This is a genomic window from Salinispora sp. H7-4 (assembly GCF_013416675.1).
Taxonomy (GTDB): Bacteria; Actinomycetota; Actinomycetes; order Mycobacteriales; family Micromonosporaceae; genus Micromonospora; species Micromonospora vitiensis.
On sequence record NZ_JABZED010000027.1, the window covers coordinates 48,112 to 66,939 of the forward strand.

The following is an 18,828-nucleotide window of genomic DNA, read 5'->3' on the forward strand; positions in this document are numbered from 1 at the left end:
GCCGCCACCGTCCCACCCACCCCATCCAGAGGTGAGCACCGTGAACCCCACCGACACCACCAACCGGCCCGGCGTCAGCATCGCCGGCGTTGGCGCCCAATCGACCGGAACCCCCAAGCCTGACGCGGCGGACCCGGTGATGGAGCTCTCCGGCGTCAGCGTGTACTACGGCGCCTACGAGGCTGTACGGGACACGTCGATGCCGATCCAGGAGAAGCAGATCACGGCGATGATCGGCCCTTCCGGGTGTGGCAAGTCGACCATCCTGCGGTCGTTGAACCGAATGAACGACCTCATCCCCGGAGCCCGCGTCTCCGGCGCGGTGACGTACCACGGCCAGGACCTGTACGCCAAGGACGTTGACCCGATCGAGGTCCGGCGCCGCATCGGCATGGTCTTCCAGAAGCCGAACCCGTTCCCCAAGTCGATCTACGACAATGTGGCCTACGGGCCGCGGGTCACCGGCATGAAGGTCGCCAGCATGGACGACCTGGTGGAGAAGGCGCTGCGCGACGCCGCCCTCTGGGACGAGGTCAAGGACAAGCTCAAGACCAGCGGTCTGGCCCTCTCCGGTGGTCAGCAGCAGCGGCTCTGCATCGCCCGGACGATCGCCGTCCGGCCCGAGATCATCCTCATGGACGAGCCCTGCTCGGCGCTCGACCCGATCGCCACGGCGAAGATCGAGGACCTGATGTCGGAGCTGTCGAATGACTACACGATCGTCATCGTCACCCACAACATGCAGCAGGCGGCCCGGGTAAGCCACCACACGGCCTTCTTCACTGCCGAGGTGGACGAGCGGCAGGAGCGGCATGGTCGGCTGGTCGAGTTCAGCCAGACAGGCAAGCTCTTCACCAACCCAGGGGACAAGCGCACGGAAGACTACATCACCGGCCGCTTCGGCTGACCCCGCGGCCGGTGTCGATGAATAACGTCGTCGAGAACACCAGGGGTGACTACCGAGCGGAGGGACACTTTCAACTACTTGTGGTGGATGATGACAAGGTCGCCGGCCCAGAGCTGGTGACGGAGTTGTCCGCCCTCCGGGTGCAGGGGCGCTACTTCCCGCACGCCGCCGAGGCGCTGCTGGCCGCTGGCGCCCTGCAACCGGACGCGGCTGTCGTGTCGGCGGGGCTCACCACCATGGCCAGCACCGAGTTGGTCCGACTGCTGGTCGGGCAGGCCGGCATCCCCACCCTGGTCGGGGTGGGGGATGACGACGGGTCGGTGGTCGTCGGGGCGCTCCGGGCCGGCGCCACCGCCTGCGTCCGACGGCCGTACCGGGTGGACGAGGTGGTGCCGATCCTGCGCGGGATCCGACCGGAGACCGCCGGCAGTCTGGATCCGCCGGTCGAGCTGGGCGGTCTCCGGATGGAGCCGGCCACCTATGAGGTGACGCTGCACGGCCGGCCGGTGTCGCTGCCGTTGAAGGAGTTCCGGCTCCTGTACTTCTTCATGACGCATGCCGATCGGACGGTCAGCCGGGAGCAGCTGTTGTCGGCGGTGTGGGACGGGTCGACCGGGGAGAGCTCGAACACCCTCACGGTGCACATCAAGCGGCTCCGCAGGCGGCTGGAGGCGGAGGGGGAGCAGCAGCCGCTCATCATCACGGTGCGAGGGCTCGGCTACCGTTTCACCCCGCCGGAGCGTTAGCCCAGTTGGTAGTTGACGTGCGCCGACCAGCGGGCGAAGCCGAGCCGCTCGTAGAGGGCCACCGCCGCGGTGTTGGACTCGTCCACATAGAGCATCACCCGGTCCAGGCCCCGCTGGTCCCGTAGGTATGCCAGCCCGGCCGCGGTGAGCGCTTTGCCGAGCCCTCCGCCGTGGGCGGTCGGGTCCACACCCACCACGTACACCTCGCCGATGCGGGCGGAGCCGGGCCGGTCGTGGACCTTGGTCCAGTGGAAGCCGAGTAGCTGTCCCGCCGGGTCGACGGCGAGGAGGAAACCGGCCGCGTCGAACCACGGCTCGGCGCGGCGGGCCCGCAGGTCGGCGGCGGTCCACCGGCCCTGTTCCGGGTGGTCGGCGAAGGCTTTGGCGTTGAGTGCCAGCCAGGCGTCGTCGTCGGCCCCGGGCCGGTACGCGCGCAGTGTCACCCCGTCCGGCAGGGGCGGCTCCGGGATCGGGGCGGTGAGGGGCCGGCGGAGCTGCCAGAGCACCCGGGCCCGCCGGTAGTCCAGGTCCACGGCGAGCGCCGCCGCGGAGGGGTGGTCGCCGTGCGCCCAGGCGCGGAGCGGGTCGGTGACAGCCGCGCGTACGGCCTGGGCCAGGGCCCGTCCGGTTCCCCGGCGTCGGTACGCGGGGTGGACCGCCAGCTCCACCCCGGCGCCGGTGGCCGGGTCGGTGGTGTCCAGGTGCGCGTACCCGGTCAATGTGCCGTCGGCGGTGCGGGCGGTGAGGTGGCAGGTCGGTGCGTGCGGGTCGCGGAGCCGGAGCAGGGTGTGCTCGTCGAAGGGGTCCGCGCCGTCGGCATCTCCCGCGGCTCGGGCGAGCGCCAGTACGTCGGTGATCTCCGGTGGGTGGAGCCGGTCGGTCCGGGTCACCCGGTCGCTGGCGGGTTCGGTGCTGTTCATCCGGTCACGGTAGCCCGGACACCGGTCAGGTGATGCCGGGTGCAAGCCCCGTTACCAGGAACCGGGCGGTGAGCTCGGGCAGGATTCGGTTGAGGGCTGCCACGGTGTCCTGCCTGGGCCCACCCGCATCATGCAGTAGCACGATCGAGCCGGGTTCCACCCCATCCAGCACCGTCGTCGTGATGTGATCTGCGCCGGGGCTCTCCCAGTCCCGCGGGTCGATTGTCCAGTGCAGCGGGGTCATTCCCAGCTCCTCGGCCGCGGACACGATCGAGTAGGTCCAGGCGCCGCCGGGCTGGCGGTAGTACGCGATGGGGGCGTCGGGGACGGCGGCGTGGATCGCGTTGCTGGTCTGGATCAGGTCTGCCCGGATCTCGGCCGGTGACCGGGAGCCGAGGGCGATGTCGTGGTTCCAGGTGTGGTTGCACAGGGTGTGCCCGTCGGCCACGATCGCTTGGACCAGCTCCGGGTAGGCGCTGGCGTTCTCGCCGGTCAGGCAGAAGGTGGCGGTGACCCCGTACGCCCGCAGGGACCTGAGGACCTGTGGGGTGTACTGGGGGTCCGGCCCGTCGTCGAAGGTCAGGGCCACGGCCGAGGTTTCGGTGGTGCGCTGGGTGCCTTCGTCGTAATAGTCGCTGCTCGGGGTCGGGCTTGGGCTGGCTGCGGTGTCGCCGTCGCGCTCCCACGGTGTCGTGGCGTTGTCGTCGGGTGCCCCGGACGGGGCGGGCTGGTCGGGCGAGCGCGGTGTGGTGGCATTGCTGGTGATCGGGTCTCCCGCCGGCGCTAAGCCGCGCCCGATCGCGAACGCGGAGCCGAGCAGCGCGATCACGACGACTGCCGCGATGGCGAAGGAACGGGTGGCGGGGGTGAGCTGTCTCAGCCCGCCCATCCGGGTGGGATCGCCGCCTTTCAACTGCACCGTATGTACCCCCGTACTTACCGGTAAGCGGTTCTAGAACATGAGGATAGTCCCGATTATCGGTAATAATCGGGCAAATCGTTAATAGCGGATCAGACGGGAATCGGGGCGGGCTCCGACTCCGGTAGCGCCCGGGCGGGCGGAACAACGAACTTGTAGCCGACCTGGCGGACGGTGCCGATCATCGACTCGTACTCGGAGCCGAGCTTGGCGCGCAGCCGTCGGACGTGCACGTCCACGGTGCGGGTCCCGCCGAAGTAGTCGTAGCCCCACACCTCGCGCAGCAGTTGGTCCCGGGTGAAGACCCGCCCCGGATGCTGCGCCAGGAACTTGAGCAGTTCGAACTCCTTGTATGTCAGGTCGAGGGGGCGGCCCTTCAGCTTCGCGGCGTAGGTGTCCGGATCGATGGTCAACTCGCCGGCCCGAATCGAACTGTCGGCCCCCGTGGTGGTGTCCGTCAACCGGCCGATCACTAAGCGTAACCGGGCCTCGACCTCAGCGGGGCCGGCTGAGGCGAGGATTACATCGTCGACGCCCCAGTCGGCGTTGAGTGCGATCAGCCCGGCCTCGGTGACGACCGCGAGCAGGGGCGCGTTGAGCCCGGTGGCGTGCAGCATGCGGCAGGTGTCCCGGGCCTCGCTCAGCTCGGAGCGGGCGTCGATCACCACGACGTCTGGGCTGGGGCCGGCGACCAGGGTGCGTACGTCGCGGGGGGCGGTGCGGACCGAGTGGGGTAGTAGGTCGAGCGCTGGCAGCACAGCGGATGGTTCACCTGCGCGTGCCGTTACCAGAAGCAGGATCTCCACGATCATCTCCGTCCCGGCGGCGCGGTGGCCGCGCGTGACCCAGCGCACGCTCCGCACTGAGGGCACTGAGGGCACTGGGGTACTGCGGGGTCCCGGCGTCACTGACGGGCGGGTAAACAGGTTGAGCCTAACCGATCGCCCTGCGTCAACCTTCGGTGCAAATCCGTTTTGTCCGTTATACCCACAACTGGGGGGTAGGTTTTAACGTCGCCGAAACCGTGCGCCCGCGGCGCCGGTGCGGTCTGGCACGATCGGTGGGTGCTTCCCACCAGCAGGCCCGAGACCGGCCGTGAGCCCTGGCCCGAACAGCCTTCCAGCGGTCCGCCCGCGCTGCGGGCCGGAGGTGACGACGGGCGGCCGGAGCGCGGCGGCCCACGCCGAGCCCGGCGGGACGGAGACCCGGGCCGCCGGGCTCCGGGCGATTCCGATGACGGCCAGGACCAGGACGCGGAGGAGACCCCGCCGGTCGCGGTGCGTCGGTCCGTCGCGTTGGCCGTCGCCGGCTTCGCGGCGCTGCTCGGGATGGGTCTGGTGCTGGCGGCGCAGACCAGCGGCCCGGGGCACCGGATCCCGTTCACGGCCGTCATCTTCGGCGTCCAGGCGCTCTCGGTGCTGGCCTGGACGATGGCGTTTCGCCCACCGGCGCTGATGACGGTGGCCGGGGTGGGTGCCGCCGCCGCGATCGTCGCCGACACCGTCGCCGTCCGCAGTGATCCGGCCCGGCTGATGCCGTTGGTGCAGGTCCTGCTGGTCGGCCTGGTCGCTGCGGTCGTGGGGCAGTTCGTCCGGCGGGTGGACCGGGCGCAGGTTCTCGAATCGCTGCGTGGCACCGTGCTCATCGTCGCCGGGTCCGTTGCCCTCCCCACCATGATCGTGCTCACCCGGATCCCGATGGGAACCCAGGTCCTCACGGTCTGCCTGGTCGCGGCCGGGGTCGCGCTCGCCATAGCCCGGATCACCGACGCGTTCGCCGCCTGGCCCCGGCTGGCCCCCCAGGTGCCACGGGGCGCGGTCGGCGTGGTTGGCGGCGCCATGGTCGGCACCATGGTCAGCGCGGTCCTGGGCAGCTACCTCGTCACTCCGTTCACCCCGACCCGGGCTGCGATCATGGGACTCGTCGCGGCGGTCGTCGCCGTCCTGGCGGACCTCGCCGTCGGGTTTGCCGAGGTGGGTCGGGAAATGGCCGGTGAGCCGACACCCGGGTGGGCGATTCAGCACATCCAGGGTCCACTCACCGGCTTCGCCCTCGCCGCGCCGGCCGCGTACGTCCTGTGCAAGCTGGTCCTCTGAGCGGTCGGAGCGCCACGGGTCCGGGTAGCCTCGCCGCAGCGACGGCGGTGCCGGGGAGGACCACAGCGGTGCCGAGAGAGCGACGGCGGTGCCGGGGAGGACGACGGCGGTGACAGAAGCGATGGCGGTGCCAGGAGGAGCTGTGACGACCGAGGAACGCCCGTACCAGGACGAACGCCCCCGATCCCGGCGTGGGCGGCGCGTACTCGTCGTGCTCCTGGTCCTGCTTCTGGGCCTGGTCGGGCTGGTGGTGGTGGCCGACCGGGTGGCAGCGGGGGTCGCCGAACGCGCACTGACCGAACAGGTCCGCGAGGAGCTCGCCAAGGAGGGTGTTCAGGCCGGGCCACCCGAGGTCGAGATCGGCGGTTTTCCCTTCGCCACCCAGGTCCTCGACGGCCACTACGAGCGCATCTCCATCCGGCTGACTGAGGTCCGGGGATCAGTCCAGGGCGACGTGCTGGCCCTGCCGACCCTCGACATCGACGCCTACGACGTGACCGCCCCGCTGGACACCCTTCGTTCCGGACGGGGCGGGGTGACCGCCGGGAGCGTCACCGGCACCGGCACCATCAGCTACGACAGCCTCGCCGCCCGGCTCGACCAGGAGGGGCTGCAGCTGGGGGAGCGGGACGGCCGACTCGCGGTGACCGCCCCGGTGGAGCTCCTCGGGCAGCGGGTGCCGGTCAGCGGCACCGCCGACATCACCGTTGACCAGGGCCAGGTGTCGCTGCGGTTCACCGACCTGACCGCCGAGGGCATGCCGAACGGGTCGCTGGTCCGGGCGTTGCTGAGTACCTTCGCCGAGGGCATCTCCGTTGACCTGCCCTTGCCGGTGCTCCCGTTCGACCTCACCGTCAGTGAGGTCCGGCCGCTACCCGAAGGGCTCCAGGTCACCGCGGAGGCGGCCGAGGTGCCGATCCACGCGGCGAGCTGAGTCGAGTACGCGTCCCGGATGGTGGTTGAGCCGTGGCGCACGGCGACATCGCTGGTAGTCTCGCTGCCCATGGGGATGTTCCTCACCAAACGGCGCGCGGTCGACCTGTGCCGTGTGGCCACCTGCCTGTGTCGCCCTGTCCGGTTGACGGCGGGGCTGTTCTCGGCCGCCTGACGCGGCCTCCCAGCGCCCAGGGCCTGCGCACCTGACCGGTGCCCCCTCCTGCGCCAGCCAGCGGCGCCGTCGCACGAACCCGTGAACCCGATCCGAGCCATGGGTCCCGCGCGTGGTGGACCACTGACGCACCATGACCCCCGCGCGCTGGCTCACCATCCATCCTCACCAGGAGTGATCTGATGAGTCGTGACACCGCACTCGTCTCGGCCGACTGGGCCGAGAAGAACCTCGAAACCCCGGGTGTCGTCTTCGTCGAGGTCGACGAGGACACCTCGGCCTACGACACCGGCCACCTGCCCGGTGCGATCAAACTGGACTGGAAGACCGATCTACAGGACCAGGTCCGCCGGGACTTCGTGAACAAGGACCAGTTCGCGGCGCTGCTCTCCGAGCGCGGCATCGCCAACGACGACACCGTCGTCCTCTACGGCGGCAACAACAACTGGTTCGCCGCGTACGCGTACTGGTATTTCGCGCTCTACGGCCACCGCGAGGTCCGGCTGCTCGACGGCGGTCGCAAGAAGTGGGAGTTGGACGCCCGCCCGCTGCCCACCGAGGTGGTGTCCCGCCCGCCGACCCGGTACGTGGCGCAGGAGCCGGACCACACCATCCGGGCGTTCCGCGACGAGGTGGTCGCCGCCATCGGTACGAAGAACCTGGTCGACGTGCGCAGCCCGGACGAGTACGCGGGCCGCCTGCTCGCCCCCGCCCACCTCCCGCAGGAGCAGGCGCAGCGCGCGGGCCACGTGCCCACCGCCATCAGCGTGCCGTGGTCCAGGGCGGCCAACGAGGACGGCACGTTCAAGTCCGACCAGGAGCTACGCGAGATCTACACCGCGGCCGGGCTGGACGACAGCCGGGAGACCATCGCCTACTGCCGGATCGGTGAGCGCTCCTCGCACACCTGGTTCGTGCTCCAGGAGCTGCTCGGCCACCGGAACGTGAAGAACTACGACGGCTCCTGGACCGAGTACGGCTCGCTGGTCGGCGTGCCGGTGGCGCTCGGCGACCAGCCGGGGAAGGAGTGAACGTCGTGACTGCTTCGACCACGGCCGGGTGCGCCGCCCCGGATCAGGCCGCCCCGCTGCCGGCCAGCCTCGACCTGGAGAAGGAGACTGTCATCACCGGCCTTGTCCGCGACGCCGCGGGTGAGCCGGTGGCCGGGGCGTACGTCCGCCTGCTCGACTCCACCGACGAGTTCACCGCCGAGGTGGTCACCTCACCGGTGGGGCAGTTCCGCTTCTTCGCGGCGCCGGGCACGTGGCGACTGCGGGCGCTGTCCCGGCACGGCAACGGCGACCTCGTCATCACCGCCCGCCGGGGCATCAACGAGACGACCGTCCCGGTCGCCCTCGACTGACACCCTGCGCTGTCTGACTGCGGCCCGCTACCTCTGGTGGCGGGCCGCAGCCGTCCGGTCGCGTCGGGCGCGGCCGGCGATGGGCTGGAGGAACCGTCGGGAACAGCCGCCGTCGTGCTCGGGCCGCAGCCGGCAGCGCCAGCCGTGTTCCAGCAGCCGGTCACAGAAGACCTGATGGTGTACGTCGGGTGCGCCGGTGACAGAGACGGTTGTCTCGCCGAGCACCAGCTCGGGCAGGAAGCCCAGGGAGCGGGCCAACGAGCGGGCGAGCAGGCGCGCGCCGGCGAGGTCGTCGGCGTGCAGGGTCAAATGGACGACGAAACGTGGTCTTTCGTCGAGGCCGGTCACGGTCATGCCCGTACGCCCGGGGTGAACCGGGACTGCCAGTCGCGCAGCGCCCGCTTGATCCGGATGTTCTCGTCCCGGGTGCTCCTCAGCTCGGTCTGCAGCGCGGACAGGTCCGCTGCGACCCGATAGAGGAAGAGTTCCACCTCGGAGGCGTCGAGTCCCCGCCGGACCTGCGGGAACTGCTGCTGGCGTACCTGCTCGGGGGTCAACGGCCAGCGTGTCGCCGACCGGTGGTGCCCGCCCGCGTTGCCGGCGTACGACCGGTGGCGGTCCGCATCGCTGTCGGTGCCGGTGGGACGGCCTACGTTCGCACCGATCAGCGAGTCGGTGCGAGTAGTGGGGTGGCTCGGGGCGGGGCGGCCTCGCCAGTGACGGAAACGTCGGAACGGGTTACGCACGTCAACCACCTCTCCGGATCGGACGGGTCGGGGTGAGCCGTGCCCAGCCCACCCCGACCGGGGGGATCGGCCTACTCGTTGCCACGCGAGGAGGACCTGTCGTTCAACTTATACAAGGAAGGCAAGGTGCACAAGGAACACCTCAAACTTGTCGTACTTGTCTTTCTCGTGATCGAATCGGAGGTGCCACGCGAGGAGTGACATGCCAGCGACACCGGACTACATCCGGATCTCCGATGAGATCATTGATGACATCAGGTCGGGCCGATACAAAGCGGGGGACAAGCTGCCCTCGATAGCTCAGCTCTGCGAGCGGTACCGCGTAAGCCCGTCCACGATCCAGCTCGTCAACGTGCGACTGGAGGCGCTGGAGGTGATCAACCGCCACCAGGGCAAGGGCGTCTTCGTGACCGATCCGAAGACGTGGCTCCGTAAACCCTGAACCGCACCACCCGGCGCCGGACGCGGCACGCGGCCATCGACCACATGGTCTGGCTGCCGACTGGTCGGTGTCACCGACGTGGTCGGCCGCCCGTGGGACTCATGTCGCGAGACGATGACAAATCGAACGTAAATTTGAACATTGTGGACTGTTCGGCCCAGTGTGATCGTTCACCATATTCATCATCTGGTATTGATTTAGCCTCGGTCCGGGTTCTAGGATTTCGCCGACTTCGGTGTTCTCCCGTAGCTTCTGGTTGGCTGGTTGTTGGTCGCCGGCCAACCGGTGGCACAAGGAAGGGGGGCGACTATTGTTCGCCTATGCCGTTCGAGCCCCTTTCCACTATGGAGTCGGCCCTCTGGGGGCTGTTAGGTAGCTTCATTGTGGAAGCACTCGAACTCGGCGCTGCGTTGCGCCGCGCGAAAACTCTGCCCTGGAAACGACCCGACGAGCCGGGACTCCCCGCATACCTGGCCTCGGTCGTGCTCCGGCTTGCCGCTGGTGCGGGACTCGCCGCGCTCATCGGAGCCGACGGGCAACTAGCGAGCCCCTTCGCCGCCGGGCTCCTCGGCATCACCGCACCGCTATTGATCGAAAAAATTCTGCGCCAGGTTGATCTGACGCCGACCGAAGCCACCGCACCGCACCGCCACTCGACGTTACCCCTCCGTCGTTCCCTACCACCGCCGCTAGTAAAGGACCAGACGCTGGCCCCGGGAGATGCGGATTCCCCCGATGTCGACTGACTCCTTCCGCCGCCAACTCGTGCTCGCGCTCGGCCGTTCCACCCCCGCTTTTCACGCACCACGAGGAGCCCGACCTGGCCGTTTAAGAAACCTCATAGCAGCTCTGACCCGACGTACCCCAGCCTTCACCGGCCAACAACCCGGTAGCCTGCCCAGCGCCGATCTCCGCCAGGACGACCCGCGCATCGCCGATTTCGGCAAGAACGACCTGGCTGGCGCGGAGGTCAACAACAGGGATCTTCGCGAGGCCGATCTCGTCGGAGTCAACCTCGCCCGCGCCAACTTCGCCGGAGTCGATCTCACCGGTGCCAACCTCGCCGGTGTTGACCTCCGTGGCGCGGACCTCACCGACGTCGACCTCACTGGCGCGAACCTCGCCGGTGTTGACCTCCGTGGCGCGGACCTCACCGACGTCAACCTCACCGGCGCGCTCCTCATCGGTGCCAACCTCGCCGGTGCCAACCTCGCTGGCGTCGACCTGACCGCCGCCAACCTCCGTGGTGTTGACCTAGCCGGCGTCGACCTCGCTGGTGTCGAGCTGACCGCCGCCAACCTGACGGCAGCCGACCTCACGCGGGCCGATCTCACCGGCGCGTTTCTCATCGGTGCCGACCTCACTGGTGTTGACCTTGTCGGCGTCAATCTTGCCGGTGTTGACCTTCGCGGAGTCAATCTCACCGGCGTCAACCTCACCAGCGCCGATCTCCGTGAGGCCAACCTCGACCGCGCCAACCTCACCGGCGTGAACCTCTGCGAGGCCAACCTGTACGGTGCCGTTCTCACCAGCACCACACTTGCGGGGGCGCGGTGGGATTGGGCCACCATCTGGCCGCCCGAGCGGGCGGCGGAGATCTGGTTCCGGTCGGCGGAACGACCGGATCAACCGGGCGTCTACGTCGTGCTACCAGAAGCCGGCGGCCGAGACCGGCGAGCTGTTGTCGTGTGACCGGACGGGACCGGCTGTCAGTCCCCTGCCGCAGCCGGGGGGTTGTCGACGAACCCGGCGCCGAACTCGGCCAGTGCGATTCGGTTGGGGAGCCCAGTCTTGGTCATCAACCCATGCACGTGCCGCTCCACGGTTCGGGGAGACAGGTGCAGGCGCGTGGCGATCTCACGGTTCCCCAGGCGCTTCACCACCAGGCCCAGCACCTCGTACTCCCGCGCTGTCACGCCAGCGGACCGGAGCTCATTCGGAATGCCCGCGGTACCGTCCCGGCGTTGCCGCACCGTTGCCCCGGCCCTGCGGAGTAGGGCACGGCACGCCCCGGCCACGGCGTTCACGCCCGTACGGTGAAAGTGGTCCTCCGCACTCCGTAGCCAGGTCACCGGCTCGCCCCAGCCGTCGGCGAGCGCTGCCTCGCTGACCAGGCGGAGACCCAGGTATCGGCTCGTCGCATACGGTTCACCCGCCGCCAGCGCCTCGGTCACAGCCCGGCTGGCGCGGCCGCGGTTACCCGAACGGCCCTCCAGGACGGCGCGCGCGAAGAACGTGAACTGGCGGTCCCAGCGCAGCGTACTCGCCGGGTTGACGGTCACCGCCTCGAGATCGGGCCACTCCGCCTGGCCGGCGAGCGCCCGCAGCAACACGTGTAGCCCACGCCGGCCGGACAGGAAGTACACACTCGACCCGTTTTCCTCGGCCGCGACCGCTCGTGCCAGATCGCTCCGCGCCCTCGGCAGATCCTCCTCCAGGAGGGCGCAGAACGCCGCCGCCAGTCCGTGCGCCCGCGGCGCGTGTAACGTCAGGTCCCCACCCCACTGTGTGAACCGCGCCAGCTCCGTCTCCATCTGGTTGCGGTCGCCTCGGTGCCCGGCGAGCACCGCGCGGGTCAGCAGCACGTACTGGGTCGTCTCCAGTAATTTCAGCCGGCTGGTCGCCGCGAGGACCTGGTCGGTGAGCGACGCGGCCGCGGTGAAGTCGCCGTGCAGGACGGTGTGCAGCGCGATGCTCGCCTCCGCCTGGTATTGGGCGGTCACCGCACCCATCCGGGCCGCCTGCGCGCTGGCGCGCTGGAGCCGGGCGAGGTCGCCGACCAGCAACGCGTCGTCGTTGCCCAGCCGGATCAACGCGTGGATCTCACAGATGGGCAGGTCGTGGCGGACGGCCAGGGTGCGTGCCCGTTCCAGCACGGAGGTCGCCTCCTGCGGGTCCCGATGGCGGGCGAGGCCGCCAACGAGTTGCCAGGCCTGGCATGCCACCACCGGCAGCGGCACCGATTCGGCTACCGTCGCGGCCTGCCGGGCGAGGTTCTCGGCGGCGGCGAGTTGGTCCGGGCCGCCAGCGTCCAACAGCAGGTGCGCGGCGACCATGTCGATCGGTGCCAGATCCTCGGCCGAGCCCTCCGAGCCCAGCAGTGCCCGGGCGGTCTCCACCTGCGCCAGGCCGTCCCCGGTGCGCCCAGCGACCGTTGCGGCCCAGGCCAGCCGGGCGTGCAGGGCGGCCCGCCGGCTCGGGGTGAGCCAGCCGGCCTGGTCCAACTCGCTGACCGACTCGAGCGCCCGCTCGACCAGCCCTGCCTCGGCCAGCGCCTGCAGCAACAACTCCAACGTGCCGGTGCGGGTCGTCACGTCGTCGTGCGGGATGTATTCCAGTGCCCGGTCCAGCACCGCGACGGCCGAGTTGGCTGCGCCGAGTGCCAGCGCCCGCCGCCCCACCTCCGTGAAGAGTGTCCCGGCGGCGGTCGGGTCCCCGGCATCCGCCCGTAGTCGGGCGGCGACCTCGCACCACTCCCGCGGAAGTCCTGGGTGGATCGCCTCGACCGCCGTCGCCAACATGCCCGCGAGTCCCGCATGGGCGTCCTGGTCAAGCTGGGCGAGCACCGCCTCCCGGCTGAGCTGATGGTGGAAGGCGTACCAGTCGGCGGTCTGCTCGTCGGGGGCGACAAAGCGCCCAGCGACATCGTTCTGCAGCAGACCGAGCAGGTCCCGGTCGGCCAGCCCGGTGACGTGCTGAATGACCCGGAGCGGGAACTGCTGTCCGAACACCGCGGCGACCGACAGCAGCTCGCGGACGCGGGTCCCGAGCTGGGCGACGCGGCGGGCAAGCGGGCGGGCGAGACCTGCGTACACGGGTGCCTCGGGGCGACTGTTGATCTGCCAGCCCTGCGCATCGCCCACCAGGATGCCGTCATCCACCATTGTGCTGAGGAGTTCCTTGGCGACCAACGGGTTCCCGGAGCTTCCCGCCCACAGCAGGTCGACTGCCGAGCTGGGGACCAGGTTGGGCTCGACGTCCAGGCACGCTCCGGCCAACTGTGCGAGTTCCGCCCGGGACAGCCGGTCCAAGTCGATGAGTTGACAGGCGCCGCGTCGGGCGGCGGCGCGGACCAGCGACAGCACCGGTCCCTCATCGCGAAGGGCGCCCAGCAGCAGCATCGGCTGCAACTCGACATTGTCAATCAGGTACTCGAGTACGGCCAGGGTCTCCGGATCGGCTTCGTGCAGGTCGTCGAGGTTGAGCAGGCAGCCCCGGTCTCGCCCGACAAGCCCGATCAACCTCAGCACGGCTTCGGCCAGCACCACCAGTGACTCGCTGTCGTGGCTGTTCTCCGGGGCGCTCCACTCCGGCACCAGTCGGCCGAGGATCGGCCCGTACGGCCCGAGTTTTGCCGGGTCGACGGGCTCGATGCGAAGGTGCGACAGGATCGCCTCGGTGAGCGGTCGAAACGGCGGGGTGGGACCGACGGCGCTCGCCCGTCCGCGCATCAGGCTCATGCCCGAGGTGAAGGCGAGCTCGGTGACGGCCGCGGTCAGCCGGGACTTGCCGATGCCGCTCTCGCCGGTCACAAAAACCGCGTTACCGCGGCCGTTTCTGGCGGCGGTCAACCCGGCCGTCAGCGCGTGCAGCACCTTGTCCCGGCCTACCAAACTTGCCGAGATGTGCCGCACAACAATGACATTATCATCGGCTACCTGCGATGGAGTCGCAGGCTTTGGGAGGCAGCGGCCAGGTCCGGGTTTCTCCGACCGGGCCGCTGCCCACCACGCTTCGGGTGGCTGTCGAATTGCTTAATTCGGACGATCTGGGCAGCACGTGGTGTTCATCGCCGTCGCCTCACCCGCACTGGCTCCCAGGGCCGGCGCGGCGATGCTCGCGGCCAGCATGGCGACCGGCAGACCGACGCGCGCCAGCGCTGCCGCACGGTCGGCGAACGTCACCGCGGTTGGCAGCAGACGTAGGCGGCCGGCCGGAGCGGTAGCAGTTTCTTCAGCCGTATTCGGGATCATTTCCGACATGGCGTGCATCTCCTTTTCTCGTGGGGCAGGAACGTTAGTGAGTAGCCGAGGAATGTTGTAACAGCAGCACCGAGGGCACCTGCTGTGGTGCGGCGTGCCGAAGTAGGCCGTAACCGATACCGGCCAGCCCGGTGAGTAGCCCCGGGGAACGGACCCCGCCGGGCACCCCGCTCAGCGAGCCGTGCCGACGCAGCACATCGAGGACCAGCCCAGTTCGGCGGCGCAGGGCCCGGGTCGCGACGGTACGTCGATCGGAACCGGCGAGCTGGGTCAACACCTCGGTCACCCCGAGCTCACCGTGACACAGACTCAGGTCCCGCCGTACGGGTGCGTCGGCCAGGGTCTCGACGCAGCCGGTCAGGTAGCGGGGGTCAGCGTCGGTCGACAGCGACGCACGGGCCAGTAGGGTTCCGGCGGTGCCGCGACACCACCCGGCCGCCGCCGGCTCACTCCGGTCGCCGAGCAGGGTGGCCACCCGACGGCCCGCGGCCCGATGGTGCTCGTCGGGCCCAGCGGTGGTCAACGCCCATCCGATCCCGGCCAGCCCTTCGGCGAACCCGCCCGATGCTGGCCCGGAGCCACCGGTCCGGTCCGGTGACGTCGACGCCCGGTGCCCGGACGGGTTGTCGGACCCGATCAGCGGTGCGATGAGGAGGTCGGCGCACCGGCGGGCAACATCACCCGCTTCGGGGAGGTTCAGGTCGGTCTGCACCGTGGTCAGTGCCGCCAGGCAACCGGCGAGTCCGGCGGACCAGCCCGCCGGCGCCTCGGGGGTCGCCGCCACCGCGGCGAGCCGAATACTGCGGGCAGCGGCATCGGTGAGGGCGTGATCGTCGAGTAGGGTCCCGATGCGGGTGAGGCCGTAGGCGATGCCGCCCAACCCATCCAGCCCGCCGCAACCGATGACCGCGATGAGATCGGGTCGCTTGTCCAGCGCAGCGACGAGCTGTGGCAGGTCGGCGGTGGCGGCGCGGGCTTGGTCGGCGTAGCGGCAGATTCCGGTGACCGCCGCGAGCTGGGCGAAGAACAGCGCCACCCCGAGGTATCCACTACCGAGGCTGGCGCCAAGCGGCAGCACCAGCCACCGCTGGTCCTCGACGGCCTCCAGCCCCAACCAGTTGACCCGCCCGCCCTCGGCCTTCGCTTCGGCGACCAACTGGTCGGCGACCGCGCACGCCGCCGCCAGGAGTTCGTCGGGGTGCGCCACCACGCCCTCGGGTTGGGCCGCGATCGGGACCGCCTCGGGGTGAGGGGCGACCCGGGGCCGGGACGCCAGGGTCGCGGAAATGATCCACTCCTGGCCGCGTCGGTTCACCTCGTCGAGCGAGGCGAGGGTGTCCAACGCTGCGGCGAGCCCGGTCTGTGGCAGCGGTTCGGTCAACTCGGTACCGGAGACGGCGCGGATTCGGCCGGTTCCGACCGAGGCGGTGAACATCGGTATGTCCCCCGCCCACAGGGTCGCGATCTCCGACCGTAACAGCTGTGCGAGCAGCGGCTGCTCGGTCCTGCCGTGGTAGAGCACGGAGAGTGCCCGGTCCCGGTCGACAGCGTCGCGGAGGACATCAGGGTGGGTGGTTTCGTCGAGCAGCGTCTTGTACATCCAGGTCGCCCTGACGATGACGCGGACCTCGAGATCGGCGCAGTCCCGCACAAGCGCGGTGAGCTTGTCGCGGTGGGCGATGAACGTGTCGTACGCCTGACGGAACCCACCGACGATGGCGCGATCATGCTCGTGTGGCTCGACCGGTCGACCGTTGAGGATCGGCCGGTTGGCCGCGCCAGCGACCTCGGCGGCCCGGCGCGTCAGGCGCATCTGGTCCGTACCCGCGTCCAGCCAGTCGACGACGGTCAACGGGGACGTCGAGACGTCGCCGCCAACGCCGGACAGGTCAGCGACGCCCTGCTCGCCGACGAAGACCAGCGGCAACAGGGCGGTGCGGTGCACGGATTCGGCCAGCGCGTCGGCGGCGGGGTCACCCAGACCACCGGGGGTGAGCTCCGGATGGAACAGAGTCTCGATGTCGACGAGAACTGGCTGGTCGCCGTGGGCGATGAGGTTTTCGTGGTGCACGTCGGTGGCACGGACGAGGTGCAACAGGGCGAGCAGCGCACCTTGGCGGCGGTAGAAGAGGTCCGCATCCTCCCAATTGAGCAGCGGCAGCGCGGCGATGTGCTCGGTCCAGCCGTAACCGGTTCGGGCGAGAACTCGCGGGGTGCTGGGGAACAACCCGGCGGCGGCCGAGGAGAGGTGGTCCAGAATCGCGGTCAGCTTGATGTACGGAGTCAGGTCACGTGGCTTGTAGACGACTCGCCGTCCGTCCGCGAAATCCACGAAGGACACGGAGCGTCCGCCGGCGTGACGGTCTCCCTGCGCCGCGAGCACCGAGGTGACCGGGCCCGGGTCGATACCGCCGAGCAGGGTGGCGATCAGCGCGTCGCGGTCGTGGCCGAACCGGTTGAGTAGCTCCACGGTCGCGTTGGCGGTGGTGGCAGTGTCCTGAGCGAGTAAACGGGCCAGGACCGGATAGCGGGCGAGGACCTCACCGAGCCCCGCGGGCGCGGTGAGCTGGCGGACGAAGTCATGAAAGCGTGCCGGGCCGTCCCCACCGGCCAAGCGGCCCTCGGCACGCCACCGGTGTAGCTCGGTGACCAGCGCTCGGGCCGCGATGTCGACCAGGCGCGGCCCGAGCGTGCCGCTGACCGCGGCGGTGATCCGGTCCAGGTCCACGTGTCGACTACCGTGCCGGCGGATCTGGGCCAACGCGGCGTTGACGAAGGGCGCGAGAACCCGGGCGAACGCCGCTCGCCAGTCGGCAACCGGCTGCGCGTCGGAGGCCAGCGGCCGGGCGGTGGCCAGGACGTCCTCCACCAGGACGGCCCAGGCAGGCCGACGGAGTTGAGTGGTGAGCGCGCCGAAGTGCGGATCGTGCGGCATCCCGAGGTCGGCGAGTCGTGCGGCGAAGCCCGGCTCGGTCTCGGCCTCGCCACCCGCGACCGGCAGGTCCCGCTCGTGCAGGGCGAGGCCAGCGGCCCACCACGCCGGGTCCGGTAAGGGGTTGGCCGCAGCCAAACTCGCTGAACTCACACCCCGAACGTAACCAGGGCCGGGCGTCAGGTCATGGGTGCTCGACCCCCACATTCATCCGAGCTCACTGATCAGCAGGTCAGGTAGGCCCGGAACCGACCTGGTGGACCTCCGCGGTCGGGAGCCCCCGCACCGGTGCCGAGCCGGTGGAGAAATGTGAGTGGCCGGGCCCGATGTGCCGAGAGACCCACCGGTGGAGGTTGGTCGTGAGGGGCCGCCGACCGTGAGTCGCGATAGGCCGACGACCGTGAGGAGTGCAGGTGGGTGAGCCAGTTCGGGTCAGCGTCGCGGCGCTGGACCTCATGCTCGAGGTGGGCGCCACAACCTCGCTACGAAGTTCCCCAGACGTTGAGGTGGTGTCGGGACCCGAACAGGCGCAGGTGGCCGTGATTGTCGTCGACACGGTCGACGAGTACGTCCTGGGCATCGTCCGGGAAACCCGGGCGAGCGCTACCTGCCCCGACGTGGTCCTGGTGGCGACGGACCTGGAGTCCTCCGCCGCCCTGCAGGCGATCGTCGCCGGGGCACGGGGTGTGATGCGGCGGCGGGAGGCAGACCCGGCCCGCCTGGCCCGCGTCGTGGTGGCTGCGGCCGATGGGGACTGCACCCTTCCGCTGGACATTCTCGACCAGTTGCCGGAGCGAGGTGCCCGCCCGTTGGCGGCGACATCCTCCACCGACTCGCCGCTGAGTGAGCGGGAGCGAGCGGTGCTGCGACTGGTCGCTGACGGCCACGAGACCGGTGAGATCGCCCGACAGCTCTGCTACTCGACTCGGACCGTGACCAGCGTCGTGCACGACATCACCCGCCGATTCCGGCTCCGGAACCGGGCCCACGCCGTGGCCTACACGCTCCGCGCAGGTCTGCTGTGAAGGTGCAGGTCGAGGCCGCGGATTCCACGCTCCGCGCCACCGTGGCGACGAAGCTGCGTCTGGTCGGGATCAAGATCGTGGAGCGGCCGTTCCAGGTGCCGGTCGTGGTGGCGGCGGCGGAGACGGTCGGACGGGCGCTCCGGTCGTGCCCGCAGCCGTATCTCACCGGCGACTACCGCCTGCTGGTCCTGGCCGACGACTTCGACCCGGCGGAGGTCAGATCCGCCCTGCGGGCGGGGGTACGAGCGATGCTGTCGACCACCTCGGCCCCGGAGAAGCTGGCCTCGGCGGTGTGGTCCACCAATCAGGGGGAGAGCAGGATTCCCCGCGAGATCCTGCTGAAGTTGTTGCGGGACAGGGCAGGGGGAGGTCCGGATTCGGCCCCGAACCCGTCCCCCCTGACCCCCCGGCAAACAGCGGTACTGGCTCTCATGGCGGAGGGCTACCCGAATGTGGCGATCGCGAAGAATCTGTCCTGCTCGGAGCACACGGTGAAGAACGTTATCTACGAGATGATGACGAGACTTCAGGTCAACAATCGGGCCCATGCGGTCGCCAGAGCGATCCGGGCCGGACACATCTGATCGGAGTGCCCGCGCCCTGGCCCCCAACACATCACGGACTGACCCCAGCGTTCATCCG

Annotated in this window: 20 protein-coding genes; 12 read left to right on the forward strand and 8 right to left on the reverse strand. The window is 69.8% G+C overall.

Annotated features, from left to right (window positions below):
- Positions 1–40 precede the first annotated feature (40 nt).
- Together pstB and H0524_RS14000 are read left to right on the forward strand one after the other, a co-directional pair.
- Positions 41–907: a phosphate ABC transporter ATP-binding protein PstB gene (gene pstB, locus H0524_RS13995; protein ID WP_180199022.1), complete on the forward strand. Its 867-nt coding sequence runs from the start codon at positions 41–43 to the stop codon at positions 905–907.
- A 17-nt stretch (positions 908–924) separates the two neighbouring features.
- Positions 925–1,653 carry a response regulator transcription factor gene (locus H0524_RS14000; RefSeq protein ID WP_018726402.1) on the forward strand — a complete coding sequence of 243 codons (729 nt, stop codon included), beginning with the start codon at positions 925–927 and terminating at the stop codon, positions 1,651–1,653.
- On the opposite strand, the gene mshD is transcribed toward H0524_RS14000, so the two are convergent.
- The 3 genes from mshD to H0524_RS14015 all read right to left on the reverse strand — a co-directional run bounded on the left by mshD (position 1,650) and on the right by H0524_RS14015 (position 4,304).
- A complete protein-coding gene (gene mshD / locus H0524_RS14005; RefSeq protein WP_180199023.1) occupies positions 1,650–2,573 on the reverse strand; it encodes a mycothiol synthase in 924 nt (307 codons plus the stop codon). The two genes, H0524_RS14000 and mshD, sit on opposite strands and share 4 nt — an antisense overlap.
- Positions 2,574–2,598: 25 nt before the next feature.
- Entirely contained in the window at positions 2,599–3,462 is an 864-nt protein-coding gene (locus H0524_RS14010; protein WP_180199059.1) for a polysaccharide deacetylase family protein, read from the reverse strand.
- A gap of 122 nt (positions 3,463–3,584) precedes the next feature.
- A complete protein-coding gene (locus tag H0524_RS14015) occupies positions 3,585–4,304 on the reverse strand; it encodes a response regulator transcription factor (RefSeq protein WP_026322569.1) in 720 nt (239 codons plus the stop codon).
- Between the two features lie 252 nt (positions 4,305–4,556).
- Here H0524_RS14015 and H0524_RS14020 point away from each other — a divergent pair, with 252 nt between their 5' ends.
- From H0524_RS14020 to H0524_RS14035, 5 genes are all read left to right on the forward strand, one after another.
- Complete coding sequence (locus tag H0524_RS14020) at positions 4,557–5,588, forward strand: hypothetical protein (protein ID WP_180199024.1); 1,032 nt, start codon at positions 4,557–4,559, stop codon at positions 5,586–5,588.
- 142 nt (positions 5,589–5,730) lie between these two features.
- Positions 5,731–6,522 carry a DUF2993 domain-containing protein gene (locus H0524_RS14025; protein ID WP_180199025.1) on the forward strand — a complete coding sequence of 264 codons (792 nt, stop codon included), beginning with the start codon at positions 5,731–5,733 and terminating at the stop codon, positions 6,520–6,522.
- Positions 6,523–6,540: 18 nt separating this feature from the next.
- Positions 6,541–6,696 (forward strand): Ms5788A family Cys-rich leader peptide, encoded by a 156-nt coding sequence (locus H0524_RS25620; protein WP_375372004.1) that lies wholly within the window; start codon positions 6,541–6,543, stop codon positions 6,694–6,696.
- A gap of 182 nt (positions 6,697–6,878) precedes the next feature.
- Complete coding sequence (locus tag H0524_RS14030) at positions 6,879–7,727, forward strand: sulfurtransferase (protein ID WP_180199026.1); 849 nt, start codon at positions 6,879–6,881, stop codon at positions 7,725–7,727.
- Positions 7,724–8,059: a DUF1416 domain-containing protein gene (locus tag H0524_RS14035; protein WP_180199027.1), complete on the forward strand. Its 336-nt coding sequence runs from the start codon at positions 7,724–7,726 to the stop codon at positions 8,057–8,059. Before H0524_RS14030 ends, H0524_RS14035 begins: the two co-directional genes overlap by 4 nt.
- Positions 8,060–8,086: 27 nt before the next feature.
- Here H0524_RS14035 and H0524_RS14040 read toward each other — a convergent pair whose 3' ends face one another.
- Positions 8,087–8,413 (reverse strand): hypothetical protein, encoded by a 327-nt coding sequence (locus H0524_RS14040; RefSeq protein WP_180199028.1) that lies wholly within the window; start codon positions 8,411–8,413, stop codon positions 8,087–8,089.
- Positions 8,410–8,814: a DivIVA domain-containing protein gene (locus tag H0524_RS24815; protein ID WP_180199029.1), complete on the reverse strand. Its 405-nt coding sequence runs from the start codon at positions 8,812–8,814 to the stop codon at positions 8,410–8,412. The genes H0524_RS14040 and H0524_RS24815 overlap by 4 nt, the downstream gene beginning before the upstream one ends.
- Before the next feature lie 193 nt (positions 8,815–9,007).
- Between H0524_RS24815 and H0524_RS14050 the strand changes: the two genes are divergently transcribed.
- The 3 genes from H0524_RS14050 to H0524_RS14060 all read left to right on the forward strand — a co-directional run bounded on the left by H0524_RS14050 (position 9,008) and on the right by H0524_RS14060 (position 10,939).
- Positions 9,008–9,247: a winged helix-turn-helix domain-containing protein gene (locus H0524_RS14050; protein WP_180199030.1), complete on the forward strand. Its 240-nt coding sequence runs from the start codon at positions 9,008–9,010 to the stop codon at positions 9,245–9,247.
- 320 nt (positions 9,248–9,567) lie between these two features.
- On the forward strand, positions 9,568–9,993 hold the full coding sequence (locus H0524_RS14055; RefSeq protein WP_180199031.1) for a hypothetical protein: 426 nt from the start codon (positions 9,568–9,570) through the stop codon (positions 9,991–9,993).
- A complete protein-coding gene (locus H0524_RS14060) occupies positions 9,983–10,939 on the forward strand; it encodes a pentapeptide repeat-containing protein (RefSeq protein ID WP_255435951.1) in 957 nt (318 codons plus the stop codon). Before H0524_RS14055 ends, H0524_RS14060 begins: the two co-directional genes overlap by 11 nt.
- 17 nt (positions 10,940–10,956) lie before the next feature.
- Here the strand turns inward: H0524_RS14060 and H0524_RS14065 are convergent, their stop codons facing one another.
- The 3 genes from H0524_RS14065 to H0524_RS14075 all read right to left on the reverse strand — a co-directional run bounded on the left by H0524_RS14065 (position 10,957) and on the right by H0524_RS14075 (position 17,230).
- On the reverse strand, positions 10,957–13,881 hold the full coding sequence (locus H0524_RS14065) for a LuxR family transcriptional regulator (RefSeq protein WP_180199033.1): 2,925 nt from the start codon (positions 13,879–13,881) through the stop codon (positions 10,957–10,959).
- A gap of 120 nt (positions 13,882–14,001) precedes the next feature.
- A complete protein-coding gene (locus tag H0524_RS14070; protein WP_026322573.1) occupies positions 14,002–14,229 on the reverse strand; it encodes a hypothetical protein in 228 nt (75 codons plus the stop codon).
- Between the two features lie 34 nt (positions 14,230–14,263).
- The gene (locus tag H0524_RS14075; RefSeq protein WP_180199060.1) at positions 14,264–17,230 is read right to left on the reverse strand and encodes a type 2 lanthipeptide synthetase LanM family protein; all 2,967 of its coding nucleotides are present in this window, start codon (positions 17,228–17,230) and stop codon (positions 14,264–14,266) included.
- 344 nt (positions 17,231–17,574) lie between these two features.
- Between H0524_RS14075 and H0524_RS14080 the strand changes: the two genes are divergently transcribed.
- Both H0524_RS14080 and H0524_RS14085 read left to right on the forward strand, forming a co-directional pair.
- Positions 17,575–18,186 carry a response regulator transcription factor gene (locus H0524_RS14080; RefSeq protein WP_026322575.1) on the forward strand — a complete coding sequence of 204 codons (612 nt, stop codon included), beginning with the start codon at positions 17,575–17,577 and terminating at the stop codon, positions 18,184–18,186.
- On the forward strand, positions 18,183–18,770 hold the full coding sequence (locus tag H0524_RS14085; protein WP_180199034.1) for a response regulator transcription factor: 588 nt from the start codon (positions 18,183–18,185) through the stop codon (positions 18,768–18,770). Before H0524_RS14080 ends, H0524_RS14085 begins: the two co-directional genes overlap by 4 nt.
- Positions 18,771–18,828 lie beyond the last annotated feature (58 nt).